Raw genomic sequence first — 13,485 nt, 5'->3', positions numbered from 1 at the left:
CTCGTCCTCAACGCAGTTTCAGGGTGGCGAGGCCGATCAGCACCAGGATCACCGTGATGATCCAGAAGCGCACGATCACACGCGGCTCGGGCCAGCCCTTCAGTTCGAAATGGTGATGAATCGGCGCCATGCGGAACACACGCCGGCCGGTCAACTTGAAGGACGCGACCTGGATCATCACCGACAGGGTTTCCATGACGAACACCCCGCCCATGATGAACAGCACGATCTCCTGGCGAACGATCACGGCGATGGTGCCGAGCGCCGCACCCAACGCCAGCGCGCCCACATCCCCCATGAAGACCTGGGCCGGATAGGTGTTAAACCAGAGAAATCCCAGACCGGCACCGATCAACGCGCCGCAGAACACGATCAGCTCGCCGGCGCCCGGCACGTAGGGAATCAGCAGGTATTCGGCGAACCGCGCGTTACCGGAGAGATAGCAGAAGATACCCAGACCGCTGCCCACCATGACGGTCGGCATGATCGCCAGCCCATCCAGGCCATCGGTGAGGTTCACCGCGTTGCTCGAACCGACGATGACGAAATAGGTCAGCACCACGAAGAAAATCCCCAGCGGGATCTCGATGTTCTTCAGCAGCGGCAGGATCAGCGTGGTTTCGATCGGCGTCTGTGCAGTCATATAAAGGAAGACCGCCGCGCCGATACCGAATACCGATTGCCAGAAATACTTCCAGCGGCTCGGCAGGCCGCGGGAGTTCTTCTCGATCACCTTGCGGTAGTCGTCCACCCAGCCGATACCGCCGAACAGCAGGGTCACGCCCAGTACGACCCAGACATAACGGTTGCTCAAGTCCGCCCACAGCAGGGTGCTGATGGTGATGGCGGACAGGATCAGCGCACCGCCCATGGTCGGCGTACCGGATTTGGACAGGTGCGATTGCGGGCCGTCGTTGCGCACTGCCTGGCCGATCTGGCGGATCTGCAGGGTGCGGATCATCCAGGGGCCCAGCCAGAGCGACAGTGCCAGCGCAGTCAGCACGCCCAGAATCCCGCGCAGCGTCAGGTACTGGAAGACCGCGAAGCCTTTGTAGAACTGTTGCAGATACTCTGCCAGCAGCAGCAGCATTTAATGACTCCCCTCGCCGGTACCGCAGAGCGCCGCGACGACTTTTTCCATCGCCGCGCTGCGCGAGCCCTTTATTAAAATGGTGGTGTTCTGGCCCTGCTCGGCGCGTAGCGCCTCGATCAGGGCGGCCTGGTCGGCGAAATGGCGCCCCTGGCTGCCGAATGCCTTCACCGCATGGGCCATCAATGGCCCCACCGCGTAGAGAGCATCGACCTTACCGGCCGCATAGGCGCCGACTTCGCGGTGTCCCCGCTCAGCCCATTCGCCCAGTTCGCCCATATCTCCGAGCACCAGAACGGTGCGCCCGGAAAAACCGGCGAGTATATCAACGGCCGCGCACATGGAGGCGGGGTTGGCGTTATAGCTGTCGTCGATCACCCGCGTGCCGTCCGGCGCCAACTGCGCTACGGCGCGTCCCTTGACCGGCTGCAGGCTCTCGAGCCCGGAAACGATCCCGACCAGCGGTACGCCCAGCGCATAGGCGGCAGCGGCGGCGGCCAGGGCATTGGCTACGTTGTGTGTCCCCAGCAGGTTGAGCTGGATACGTGCGGTCCCGGCGAGCCCCTGCAGAGTGAATGCCACACAACCACGGGCGTCACGAGCCAGCTCGCTGGCGCGGAAATCGGCCGAAGCGTCGCCCAGGGAAAAGCTGAGCACCCTGTCGCCCTTGGAGCGGGCCTGCCAGATGGAGAACGCCTTGTCATCGCGGTTGAGCACGGCGGTACCGCCACTGCCCAGCCCCTCGAGAATCTCGCCTTTGGCCTGGACGATCTTGTCCGGACCGCCGAACTCACCGACGTGGGCGCTACCGGCGTTGGTGATGATCGCCACCTGGGGCTGGGTAAGGCTGACGGTGTAGGCAATCTCTCCAACCCGATTGGCGCCCAGTTCGATTACCGCGCCCTGATGTTCGGGCGCCAGTTCGAGCAGGGTCAGCGGCACACCGAGGTCGTTGTTCAGATTGCCGCGGGTCGCCAGTACCGGCCCCTGGGTCCGCAGGATGTTGGCAAGCATCTCCTTGACGCTGGTCTTGCCGCTGGAGCCGGTCACCGCCGCGACCTTGCCGGCGAATACCTGGCGGTTCAGCGCACCGAGCTGACCGAGAGCCATGCGGGTATCGCGCACCACCAATTGCGGCAGCTCCACATTCGGCACTTCCCGCTCGACCAGCGCCGCAACGGCACCCTTCCCAGCGACTTCGCCCAGGTAATCATGACCGTCGAAGCGCGGCCCGGTCAGGGCAATGAACAACTGGCCCTGCTGAATCGCCCGGCTGTCAGTGCTCACCGAAGAGAAGCCGACATCATTCCCGACCAGACGCCCACTGAGCGCATCGGCGATTTCGCTGAGAAGCAACGGCTTAAGCATGGGCGACCTCCCAGGCGGCCAGCGCCTGGCTGGCTTCGTTCAGGTCGGAGAACGGCTGACGGACCCCATCGATCTCCTGGTAGTCCTCGTGCCCCTTGCCGGCCAGCACGACGACATCGCCAACTTGAGCGGAGGCGACCAGGTGGCTGATGGCGTGGCCGCGCCCGTGCATGAACTCGACGCGTTCCGGCGCACTGAAACCCGCCCGGATGTCGGCGACGATCTGCGCCGGATCTTCGCTGCGCGGATTGTCATCGGTGACCAGCACGGCGTCGGCCAGGCGTTCGGCGACCGCGGCCATCAGCGGACGCTTGCCGCGATCGCGGTCGCCGCCGCAGCCGAACAGGCACAACAGGCGGCCGCTCGCATGCGGGCGCAAGGCTTCGAGCACTTTCTCCAAGGCATCCGGGGTGTGTGCGTAATCCACCACCACCAGCGGAGCCGCTCCGCCACCGAGGCGCTGCACACGGCCTGCGGGACCTTGCAGATCGGGCATCACCCGAAGAATTTCGTCCAGCGGATAGTCCATGCCCAGCAAGCAGCCGACTACCGCCAGCAGATTGCTCAGGTTGAACCGGCCGAGCAGCGAGCTGCGCAGAATGCCCTCGCCACGCGGTGTAATCAGGTCAGCCCGTACGCCATCGTCATTGAAATGGGCATCGCGGCAGAACAGGTAAGCGGCCGGATCGGTCAGGCTGTAGGAAATCAACCGCGAATCGTGTTGGCGACCTGCCAGCTCACGGCCGAACGCGTCGTCCAGATTGATCACCCGGCAATTCAGTTCCGGCCAGGCGAACAGCCTGGCCTTTGCGGCGGCATAGGCTTCCATGCTGCCGTGGTAATCCAGGTGATCGCGGGACAGATTGGTGAACGCGGCGACGTCGAAGGCCAGCGCAGCCACACGACCTTGATCGAGACCATGGGACGATACTTCCATCGCCACGGCGCGGGCACCGGCCTGCTTGAGCTGCGCCAGGGCCGCTTGCACGCCGATCGGGTCGGGGGTCGTGTGCAGGCCGCTTTTCAATTCGCCGTGGAAACCGCTACCCAGGGTGCCGATGATGCCGCAACGCTCGCCGAGCCGATCAAGCGCCTGCGCCACCAGTTGGCTGACGCTGGTCTTGCCATTGGTACCGGTGACCCCGACCAACCGCAGCGCGCGACTCGGCTCGCCGTAAAAGCGACCGGCAATGGCCGACAGTTGATCGGCCAGCTCCTTCACCGGCACCAATATCGCGCCGTCCGCCTGCAGCATCGGCGCGCCCTCGGCTTCATAAGCCACGGCTACGGCACCACGTGCGATGGCGTCGGCGATATGAGCACGTCCATCCTGGCGTCCACCCGGGACCGCGAGGAACAGATCACCCGGGCGCACCTTCCGGCTGTCCAGCGTCAATTCGCGGATCAGCACGGAGCTCTCGGCCTGAGGCAACAATTGATTGAGTGGCATGGGCATCAGGTGCGCCCTCCTTTGCCGTCTTTGGCATCCGCTGTCTGGGTTTCCGCTGGCGGCAGATCGTCAGGGGCTATATTCATCAAGCGCAACGCACCGGCCATCACCTTGCCGAACACCGGTGCGGAAACCAGGCCGCCGTAATAGGCGCCATTACTCGGTTCGTCGATCATCACCACCACCGCGATACGCGGGTTGGCAATCGGCGCAACGCCGGCGAAGAACGAGCGATAGGCATGCTCGACATAACCTTTGCTGCCAACCGCCGCCTTGCGCGCCGTGCCGCTCTTGCCGCCGACGTGATAGCCCGGCACCTTGGCGCGCGCGCCGCCGCCACCCGGTTCTTCCACCACCGCTTGCAGCATGCCCAGCACGGTGTGGGCGATTTCCCGGTCGATCACCTGGGTCGGCGCCGGCTTGTTATCCAGACGGACCATGGACAGCGGTACGTTCTGCCCCTGGTTGGCCAGCACCGCATAGGCATGAGCCAATTGCACGGCGGTCACGGAGAGGCCGTAACCGTAGGCCAGGGTCGCCGTCTCGGCCTTCTTCCAGACACGGTAATTGGGCAGGTTGCCGACGCGCTCGCCAGGGAAGCCTAATCCGGTGTCCTGGCCGAGACCCGCCTGCTGCATGACCGCATAGATCGGTTCGGCACCGATGTCGAAGGCAATCTTGCTGATCCCTACGTTGCTCGACTTCATCAGGATGCCGGTCAGGTTGAGCACCCCTCCGCGCGATACGTCGCGGATGGTGTAGCGACCGATCTGCAGGCTGCCGGGATAGGTGTCGACGGTCGACTCCGGCTTCCAGCGCCCGGTGCCCAGCGCAGCGGCGATGGAGAACGGCTTGACCGTCGAGCCCGGCTCGAACACATCGATCATCGCCCGGTTGCGCATCGCCGCCGGCTGCAGGTTGCGACGGTTGTTCGGGTTATAGGTGGGCTGGTTGACCATGGCGAGAATCTCGCCGGTTTTCACGTCGATCATCACCAGACTGGCGGCTTTGGCGCCAAACTCCTGCATGGCATTGCGCAGTTCGCGATGAGCCAGGTATTGCAGGCGCAAGTCGATCGACAGTGCCAGGGCCTTGCCGGCCTTGGCGTTCTTCACCACCTGTACGTCCTTGATCAAGCGGCCACGACGGTCCTTCAGGACCTGGCGCTTACCCGGCACACCGGCCAGCCACTCATCGAACGCCAGTTCCATGCCTTCGCGCCCGCGGTCGTCGATATCGGTGAAACCAACCACGTGCGCGGTCACTTCACCGGCCGGGTAGAAACGACGAAACTCCTCGATGGAGTACACGCCCGGAATTTTCAGATCGAGAATGCTCTGGCCCTTCTCCGGGGTCAGGCCACGGACCAGATACATGAATTCACGCCCGGCATTCTGCTCGAGGCGCTGGGCGAAGGTCGTAGGCTCTTGGCCCAGCGCGGCGGCGAGCCGAGGCCATTGGTCGCGGGCGGCCTGCAATTCCTTGCCGTTGGCCCACAGAGTGATAACCGGGGTACTCACCGCCAACGGCTCTCCGTTGCGATCGGTGATCAAACCACGGTGCGCAGGAATCGGGATGTGCCGCATGCTGCGGGCGTCACCCTGCTCCTTGAGGAAGTCACGGTCCACCACTTGCAAATCGATGATGCGCCAGGCGATCGCCCCACTCATCAAGGCGAGCAGGACCAGGACCAGGCGGAAGCGCCAGGGATAGAGCGCACCTTCCAGCTTGATCATGGCGCCACCATCCGCACTTCAGCGGGCTCGGGAATGCGCATCTTCAGACGCTCGCTCGCCAGCGTCTCGATGCGGTTATGCGCGGTCCAGGTGCTCTGCTCCAGGATCAGTCGGCCCCATTCGGCCTGCGCCTTGTCGCGCACGCTCAGCTCCGCATACAACGCGTTGAGCAACTGGCGATTCCAATGCGCGCTATAGGACACCGCGATGGCGGAAAGCAGCACCCCGACGAACAGCAACAGCAACAGAAAGCTGCCGGCCGGCATGGATTTGGGGAGGACGCGGCTCATCGCAGCTTCTCCGCCACGCGCATGACCGCGCTGCGCGAGCGCGGATTGGCCTTGGTTTCGGCCTCTGAGGCGTACTGCGGTTTGCCGAGCAGCTTCAAGCGGGGAACGAACGCGGCAGGGCGGACAGGCAGATCGCGGGGCAGATTATCCGCCTCGCCTTTGGCCTGGCGGCGCATGAACTGCTTGACGATGCGATCTTCCAGGGAATGGAAGCTGATCACCACCAGACGTCCGCCGACCTCGAGCGCTTCCAGGGCAGCAGCAAGTCCCTGCTCTAGATCGCCCAACTCGTTGTTGACATGGATACGCAGGCCCTGAAAGGCACGGGTAGCGGGATTCTTGCCTTTTTCCCAGGCGGGATTCGCGGCACTGAGTACGGCCGCCAGGTCGGCGGTGCGCACGAAGGGCTTCTCCGTACGGCGCTGCACCACGGCACGCGCCATGCGCTTGGCGAAGCGCTCTTCGCCGTATTCCTTGAACACCCGGGCGATTTCGTCCTCGCTGGCGCTGGCAATCCAGTCGGCCGCGCTGATACCCCGGCTCGGGTCCATGCGCATATCCAACGGGCCATCGTTGAGGAAACTGAAGCCGCGCTCCGGGTCGTCCAGTTGCGGAGAGGAAACACCGAGGTCGAGCAGAACGCCGGACAGCTTGCCGGACAAACCGCGCGCAGCGACCTCGTCGCCCAGCTCGGCAAAACTGCGTTGCACAATGACGAAGCGGCCGTCTTCGGCCGCCAGTGCTTGCCCCGTCGCGATCGCCTGGGGATCCTTGTCGAAACCCAGCAACCGCCCTCCCGGACCAAGCCGCTCCAGGATCAGCCGGCTATGCCCGCCTCGACCGAAGGTGCCGTCCAGATAGCAGCCGTCCGCGCGCACGGCGAGAGCCTCGACAGCCTCGTCAAGCAATACGGTGATGTGGCGGTAGCCGCTGGTCATAGTCACAGGATCAGATCACGCAATTCATCCGGCAGACCGCCGGGCTCTTTAATGGCCGCCAGATCCGCTGCTGCCACAGCGTTCCAGGCATCTTCGTCCCATAGTTGGAACTTATTCAGTTGACCGACCAGCATCGCCCGCTTGTCGAGACGGGCGTACTCGCGCAAACGCGGCGGCACGAGAAAACGGCCGCTGCCATCCAGTTCGAGGTCAACGGCATTACCGATCAGCAGACGTTGCAAGCGGCGGGTTTCCTCGCGCAGGGAAGGCAGCTCGCGAAGCTTGGCTTCGATCAGCTCCCATTCCGGCAATGGATAGACACACAGACAGGGGTCGACGGCATCGATGGTAACGATGAGCTGCCCGGCACAACGCGAAACGAGCTCGTCACGATACCGGCTCGGCATCGCGAGTCGCCCTTTGGCGTCGAGACTGATGGCGTTAGCTCCGCGAAACACGGCTGCGCTTCCCCACTCTGATTAGCTATCCCTGCCCTAAAAACCCACTTCATGCCACTTCATGCCACTTTCGCACACTATAGGAATGCGCCCACCCCAGCGTCAAGGCGCGCAGAAGCGGAAAAATCCTTACAGGACGGAGATTTAGAGAACTTTTGAGGGAATCGGAGCGAATAAAGAGAGTCGTTTTGAGAACAAAAACGAACACAACCAGAAAGCTAAGCCTGGAACTTAAAGTAAAGTCTGAAGAGTAAGAATTTTTTGGTATAGAAAAGCCGGAGCGGGAAACGCGGGAGAAAGAAAGGAGGAGAGTCGATCTATAAGCCGGGTTCTGTCGAGGACAGTCATTCCTCTACGACGGCCATCACTAGCCGCCTCTAGCAACCTACCCGGATCCAGCGCGGGCCACGCAAGGGATCCCTATTTGGTCTTGCTCCGAGTGGGGTTTACCTAGCCACGCACTGTTGCCAGCCGTGCGGTGCGCTCTTACCGCACCTTTTCACCCTTACCGGCGCCGAAGCGCTTAGGCGGTTATTTTCTGTGGCACTTTCCGTAGGCTCACGCCTCCCAGGCGTTACCTGGCACTCTGCCCTATGGAGCCCGGACTTTCCTCCCTTCCATTTCGCGGAACGAAATGGAACAGCGACTGTCCGATCGACTCTCCGCCGCCAAGGTTAATGCCGCCAGCCACAAGCTGCAAGCGCGGTGCCGTTCGCCGCAATCAATCCGCGCCTTGCCGGCGCTCCAGAGCCGCCTGATAGAGCAGGTTCTTCCGCACCCCGGTTATCTCCGCCGCCACCGCAGCCGCCCGCTTGAGCGGCAACTCCGCCAACAACAGATCGAGCACGCGCAAAGCCTCAGCACTCAAGGCCTCGTCCCCCTCGGGCGCCTGCCAGCCCTCCACCAGTACCACGCATTCGCCGCGCTGCTGATTGCTATCGGCTGCTACCCAGGCGCGCAACTCAGCTAGAGGCAGCCCCTTGAGCGTCTCGAAGGTCTTGGTCAGCTCGCGCGCCAAGACAGCCTGCCGGTCACCACCGAACGCCGCTTCCATATCCTCGATGCACTCGAGAATCCGATGCGGCGCCTCATAGAAGATCAGCGTGCGCGACTCTTCTTTGAGCAAGGCCAGACGCCCCCGGCGCGCAGCCGCCTTGGCCGGCAGGAACCCTTCGAAGACGAAGCGATCGGATGGCAAGCCCGCCGCCGATAGTGCGGCAATCAGAGCACAGGCGCCTGGAACCGGCACGACGGGGACTCCGGCCGCTCGCGCCTGTCGGACCAGATGGAACCCCGGATCGGAAATCAGCGGCGTACCCGCATCGGAAATCAGCGCGACATCTTCTCCCGCTTCCAGCCTGGCAAGAAAACGACCGCCCTGATCCCGTTCGTTATGCTCATGGCAGGCCGCCAAGGGCGTGGAGATACCGAAGTGCTGCATCAGCCGGGCCGAATGACGGGTATCTTCCGCCGCGATCAGGGATACCTCGCGCAACACCCGCAGCGCCCGCGCACTGATGTCGTCCAGATTGCCGATCGGTGTGGCGACAACGAAGAGCGTGCCGACAGAGGAATTCAGAGCACCCGGAGCCGTCACAACACACCTCGCAACATGGAAAGCGGGCATTGTAGCCGGTTTCATGCCATCGGCATCGCACCCCCGGTGACGCTTGGGTACAATCCGGGACTCATTTGCACGAGTAAACAGGAACGCTTACATGATCGCTCGCCTGCGCCCGCTCTCCGCCCTGTGTCTAGCCGGCCTGCTGGTCGCCTGCGGTAGCTCGCCCACGTCCAGCCTCGGGGAGTTGCCGCGCACGCCCCAGGCCAGCATCGAGCAACTGCTGCAACAGGCAGCCGAGAGCAAGCCGGAGCAGGCGGCTCTGCTGCGTCTGTCGGCAGCCGATCTGGCCTACAAACAGAAGGACACGGGACGCGCCACGCGCATTCTCGAGCAGGTACCGCTGGACGGGCTCAAGCCGGCACAACAGATTTTCGCCAGCACACTGGCGGCCGAACTCGCCATGACCCGCAACCAGCCCAAGGCAGCCCTCAAGGCCTTGAGCCACCCGAGCCTGGACCACCTGAGCGAGTTGCCGGTGGAACAGCAAATTCGCACTCAACTGGTGCGAGCCTCCGCCCTGGAAGCCGACGGCCAGACGCTGGCCGCCGCCCGGGAGCGCGTATTCATCGCGCCGCTACTCAGCGGCCAGGCGCAAACCACCAATCAGGAAGCGATCTGGGGATTGGTCTCCAGCCTGCCGCTTGACCAGCTACAGGGGAATGGCGACGCCGACCTGACCGGCTGGCTCGAACTGGCGCGCATCACCAAGAGTTCGGCAACCCTGGAGCAGCAGCAGGCTGCCATCGACGCCTGGCGCACCCAGAATCCTCAGCATCCTGCCGCCCAGCAACTACCGGAAGCCCTGGTCAAGCTGAAGGAACTCGCCAGCCAACCGCTCACCAAGATCGCCCTGCTGTTGCCCCAGGAGGGCCAGTTGGCGTCGGTATCCCGCGCCCTTCGCGACGGTTTCCTCGCTGCCCATTACCAGGCCCAGCAGGCAGGCCAGACCCCACCGGACATCGTTCTGTACGACAGCTCGCAGTTGCGCTCCATGGACGATTTCTACCACCAGGCCCAGGCCGAAGGTGTACAACTGGTGGTCGGCCCGCTGGAGAAGCCGCTGGTCAAGCAACTCAGCGATCACGAGCAATTGCCGATCACGACCCTGGCGCTGAACTACAGCGAAGCAGGCCAGGAAGGCCCGGCACAACTGTTCCAGTTCGGCCTCGCCGCCGAAGACGAAGCCCGTGAAGTAGCCCGGCGCGCCTGGGCAGACGGCATGCGCCGCGCCGTAGCCCTGGTGCCCCGCGGCGAATGGGGCGACCGGGTATTGGGCGCGTTCCGGCAGAGCTGGGAAGCGGCCGGCGGCAGCCTGATCGCCGCCGAGCACGTCGAGCAGCCGGTGCAATTGGCCCAGCAGATCGCCGACCTGTTCCAACTGCGCCAGAGCGAAGCACGCGCCAAGCGCTTGCAGAATGTGCTCGGCATATCGGTCGCCGCGCAGCCGACCCGTCGCCAGGACGTGGACTTCATCTTCCTCGCCGCCACCCCACAACAGGCCCAGCAGATCAAGCCGACTCTCGCCTTCCAGTACGCGGGAGACGTGCCCGTCTACGCCACTTCACACCTGTTCACCGGCAGCAATGAACAACGCCAGTACCTCGACCTGAACGGCATCCGTTTTTGCGAAACCCCCTGGCTGCTGAACGTCAACGATCCGCTCCGCCAGCAGGTCAGTGCGCAATGGCCGCAAGCCGGCGGCAGCCTCGGCCGACTCTATGCCATGGGGGTCGACGCCTACCGCCTCGCTCCCCGGCTGAGCCAGCTCAAGACCCTGCCGGATACCCAGATTGATGGCCTCTCCGGCCGCCTCAGCCTGAGCCCTGCGCAACGCATCGAGCGCCAACTGCCGTGGGCGGAGTTCCGCGACGGCCAGGTCCAGCGACTGCCGGACGACAGCTACTGATGGGCAGCACGCAGGCCAGCGGTCGATCCGCCGAAGCATTGGCGCTTCGGCATCTCCAGCAGCAAGGCCTGCGCCTGCTGACGCAGAACTGGCTCTGCCGGCGCGGCGAGCTCGATCTGGTCATGCTCGATGGCGATACAGTAGTATTCGTCGAAGTACGCTACAGACGGCATTCCGCCTGGGGCGGTGCACTGGAAAGCGTAGATGCGCGCAAGCGCGCCAAGCTCGCCACCGCCGCTCAGCTTTTTCTGCAGAAGGAAGCGCGCTGGGCCAGATACCCGTGCCGCTTCGATGTGGTTGCCATCAATGATGATGGTCGCTCGCCCCCGCGCCTGAACTGGGTCCAGAATGCCTTCGATACCTGATCAGCCGCCCCACTGAAGGTCACTTACCTGATGGACATGCAATCCCGTATCCGCCAGCTCTTCCAGGCCAGCATCGACACCAAGCAGCAGGCCATGGAAGTTCTCGTACCGTTCATCGAGCAGGCGAGCCAAGTCATGGTTCATGCCCTGCTCAACGAGGGCAAGATCCTTTCCTGCGGCAACGGTGGCTCCGCCGGCGATGCCCAGCACTTTTCCTCCGAGCTGCTCAACCGCTTCGAGCGCGAACGTCCGAGCCTGCCGGCCGTGGCCCTGACCACCGACAGCTCGACCATCACCTCGATCGCCAACGACTACAGCTACAACGAAGTCTTTTCCAAGCAGATTCGCGCGCTCGGCCAACCGGGCGACGTGCTCCTGGCGATTTCCACCAGCGGCAACTCTGCAAACGTCATCCAGGCCATCCAGGCCGCACACGATCGCGAGATGGTGGTCGTGGCACTGACTGGCCGAGACGGCGGCGGCATGGCCTCCCTGCTTCTTCCCGAAGACGTCGAAATCCGCGTGCCGTCCAAGGTCACCGCACGCATTCAGGAAGTGCACTTGCTGGCCATCCATTGCCTGTGCGATCTCATCGATAGTCAGTTGTTCGGGAGTGAAGAATGATGCGCAACCCGCTGATCCTTTTTGTCCTGGCCCTCAGCCTGGTTCTGGGCGGCTGCGGTAGCCGCACCATCGGCAAGAAGATCGACGATCAGTTCATCCCTGGCCGGGTCGAGGCCAACATGGCCGAGGCCCACCAGGACTTGGTCCACTCGTCGCATATCGTGGTGACCAGCTACAACGGCGTAGTCCTGTTGGCAGGCCAGACCCCACGCGCTGAACTCAAGGAAATGGCTGAGCGGGCTGCTCGCTCGGTACAGGGCGTGCGCAAGGTGCACAACGAGCTGCAAGTCATACAGCCCTCCTCGGCACTGGCACGCAGCAACGACACCCTGCTGACCACCAAGATCAAGACGCAGATGCTGGCCGATAGCAACATCGCCAGCTCCCGTATCAAGGTCGTCACCGAGAACGGTATCGTCTACCTGCTCGGCCTGGTCACACGCCCGGAAGCCGCCCGCGCCACCAACCTCGTACAAGGCGTGTCCGGCGTACAGAAGATCGTCAAGCTGTTCGAATACACGGACTGACTCATCACCCGCTCCGGGACGGGCACGAAAAAGGCGATCCTCGGATCGCCTTTTTCGTTACTTGACCACCTTCAGGCTGGGCCGCCCACTGGGTCGCGGCGGCTCGCCGCCGGAAGGGCCATCGTCGTCCGGACCGGGTTCCTCGTCATCCTCCTCCGGAATCGGAGGCTCCAGATCGAACACCATGCCCTGCCCGTTCTCACGGGCATAGATCGCCAGCACCGCAGAGGTCGGTATATAGAGACTGTGCGCAACGCCGCCAAAGCGGCCTTCGAAGCTGACAGCCTCGTTATCCATATGCAGATGCCGTACGGCACTGGGAGAAACGTTCAGCACGATCTGCCCGTCGCTAGCGAAACCAGGCGGCACCTGAACACCGGAAAATTCGGCATTCACCAGCAGATGGGGCGTGCAATCGTTATCGACGATCCACTCGTAAAGGGCACGAACCAGATAGGGACGACTGGACTTCATCAGGAGCCTCCTCGGCTTAGCGCATATCGCGCTCGACGGTGGACAGACTGGCCTGGAAGGCCTCGCGGGCGAATTGCCGTTCCATGTAGTCCAGCAAGGGCTTGGCCGGACGCGGCAGCTCGATTCCCAGCACAGGCAGGCGCCAGAGAATCGGTAACAGGCAGCAATCCACCAGGCTCAACTCCTCACTGAGAAAGAACGGCTTATCGGCAAACAGGGGCGATACGCCGGTCAGGCTTTCCCGCAATTCCTTGCGCGCCTGGACACGAACCGCCTCCTTGCTGCGCGGGTCGAGAATCTGATCCACCAAGGCACACCAGTCACGCTGGATACGGTGCATCAGCAACCGACTGTTCGCACGCGCCACCGGGTAGACCGGCAACAGGGGCGGATGCGGGTAACGCTCGTCCAGATATTCCATCACTACGGTGGATTCGTACAGCGCAAGGTCACGATCAACCAGCGTCGGCAAGCTGCCGTAGGGGTTCACCTCAGCCAGCCTGGACGGACAACGCCCCGGCTCGACATCGATGATTTCGGCGCTGACACCCTTCTCGGCGAGCACAAGACGTACGCGGTGGGAGTAGTGGTCGGCGGGGTCGGAATAACAGGCCAACCTATTGGTCACGCCCATG

14 protein-coding genes and 1 other RNA gene are annotated in these 13,485 nt (G+C 63.3%); 4 read left to right on the top strand and 11 right to left on the bottom strand.

The features are described from left to right. Positions 1-7 precede the first annotated feature (7 nt). The 9 genes from mraY to rsmI all read right to left on the bottom strand — a co-directional run bounded on the left by mraY (position 8) and on the right by rsmI (position 8,957). A complete protein-coding gene (mraY, locus tag PIN01S_RS15525; RefSeq protein WP_084336612.1) occupies positions 8-1,090 on the bottom strand; it encodes a phospho-N-acetylmuramoyl-pentapeptide-transferase in 1,083 nt (360 codons plus the stop codon). Next, positions 1,091-2,458, bottom strand: a complete 1,368-nt coding sequence (locus PIN01S_RS15520) for a UDP-N-acetylmuramoyl-tripeptide--D-alanyl-D-alanine ligase (RefSeq protein ID WP_084336610.1) — start codon at positions 2,456-2,458, stop codon at positions 1,091-1,093. Further along, complete coding sequence (locus tag PIN01S_RS15515) at positions 2,451-3,914, bottom strand: UDP-N-acetylmuramoyl-L-alanyl-D-glutamate--2,6-diaminopimelate ligase (RefSeq protein ID WP_084336608.1); 1,464 nt, start codon at positions 3,912-3,914, stop codon at positions 2,451-2,453. The genes PIN01S_RS15520 and PIN01S_RS15515 overlap by 8 nt, the downstream gene beginning before the upstream one ends. After that, entirely contained in the window at positions 3,914-5,644 is a 1,731-nt protein-coding gene (locus PIN01S_RS15510; protein ID WP_084336606.1) for a peptidoglycan D,D-transpeptidase FtsI family protein, read from the bottom strand. The genes PIN01S_RS15515 and PIN01S_RS15510 overlap by 1 nt, the downstream gene beginning before the upstream one ends. Continuing rightward, entirely contained in the window at positions 5,641-5,934 is a 294-nt protein-coding gene (ftsL, locus tag PIN01S_RS15505) for a cell division protein FtsL (protein ID WP_084336604.1), read from the bottom strand. Before ftsL ends, PIN01S_RS15510 begins: the two co-directional genes overlap by 4 nt. Continuing rightward, positions 5,931-6,872 (bottom strand): 16S rRNA (cytosine(1402)-N(4))-methyltransferase RsmH, encoded by a 942-nt coding sequence (gene rsmH, locus PIN01S_RS15500; RefSeq protein WP_090257248.1) that lies wholly within the window; start codon positions 6,870-6,872, stop codon positions 5,931-5,933. The genes ftsL and rsmH overlap by 4 nt, the downstream gene beginning before the upstream one ends. 2 nt (positions 6,873-6,874) lie before the next feature. Then, positions 6,875-7,330, bottom strand: coding sequence for a division/cell wall cluster transcriptional repressor MraZ (mraZ, locus tag PIN01S_RS15495; protein WP_084336600.1), 456 nt, complete (start codon positions 7,328-7,330; stop codon positions 6,875-6,877). Positions 7,331-7,634: 304 nt separating this feature from the next. After that, positions 7,635-7,992: RNase P RNA component class A (rnpB, locus tag PIN01S_RS15490), an RNA gene on the bottom strand. A 59-nt stretch (positions 7,993-8,051) separates the two neighbouring features. Next, on the bottom strand, positions 8,052-8,957 hold the full coding sequence (rsmI, locus tag PIN01S_RS15485; protein WP_169715835.1) for a 16S rRNA (cytidine(1402)-2'-O)-methyltransferase: 906 nt from the start codon (positions 8,955-8,957) through the stop codon (positions 8,052-8,054). A gap of 91 nt (positions 8,958-9,048) precedes the next feature. Between rsmI and PIN01S_RS15480 the strand changes: the two genes are divergently transcribed. Genes PIN01S_RS15480 through PIN01S_RS15465 form a run of 4 tightly spaced genes read left to right on the top strand, consistent with a single transcriptional unit; the run spans position 9,049 to position 12,376 of the window. Further along, complete coding sequence (locus tag PIN01S_RS15480; RefSeq protein WP_084336598.1) at positions 9,049-10,860, top strand: penicillin-binding protein activator; 1,812 nt, start codon at positions 9,049-9,051, stop codon at positions 10,858-10,860. Further along, on the top strand, positions 10,860-11,225 hold the full coding sequence (locus tag PIN01S_RS15475) for a YraN family protein (protein WP_084336596.1): 366 nt from the start codon (positions 10,860-10,862) through the stop codon (positions 11,223-11,225). Before PIN01S_RS15480 ends, PIN01S_RS15475 begins: the two co-directional genes overlap by 1 nt. A 30-nt stretch (positions 11,226-11,255) precedes the next feature. Beyond that, entirely contained in the window at positions 11,256-11,849 is a 594-nt protein-coding gene (locus PIN01S_RS15470) for a phosphoheptose isomerase (RefSeq protein WP_084336594.1), read from the top strand. Then, on the top strand, positions 11,846-12,376 hold the full coding sequence (locus PIN01S_RS15465) for a BON domain-containing protein (protein WP_084336592.1): 531 nt from the start codon (positions 11,846-11,848) through the stop codon (positions 12,374-12,376). The genes PIN01S_RS15470 and PIN01S_RS15465 overlap by 4 nt, the downstream gene beginning before the upstream one ends. A gap of 57 nt (positions 12,377-12,433) precedes the next feature. Here the strand turns inward: PIN01S_RS15465 and PIN01S_RS15460 are convergent, their stop codons facing one another. Both PIN01S_RS15460 and PIN01S_RS15455 read right to left on the bottom strand, forming a co-directional pair. Further along, complete coding sequence (locus PIN01S_RS15460) at positions 12,434-12,850, bottom strand: ClpXP protease specificity-enhancing factor (RefSeq protein WP_084336590.1); 417 nt, start codon at positions 12,848-12,850, stop codon at positions 12,434-12,436. Positions 12,851-12,866: 16 nt separating this feature from the next. Beyond that, positions 12,867-13,484, bottom strand: a complete 618-nt coding sequence (locus PIN01S_RS15455) for a glutathione S-transferase N-terminal domain-containing protein (protein ID WP_084336588.1) — start codon at positions 13,482-13,484, stop codon at positions 12,867-12,869. Between the last annotated feature and the right edge of the window lies 1 nt (position 13,485).

It is taken from the genome of Pseudomonas indica NBRC 103045, from assembly GCF_002091635.1.
GTDB lineage: Bacteria > Pseudomonadota > Gammaproteobacteria > Pseudomonadales > Pseudomonadaceae > Pseudomonas_M > Pseudomonas_M indica.
This window is presented reverse-complemented; position numbering and strand designations above follow the sequence as displayed.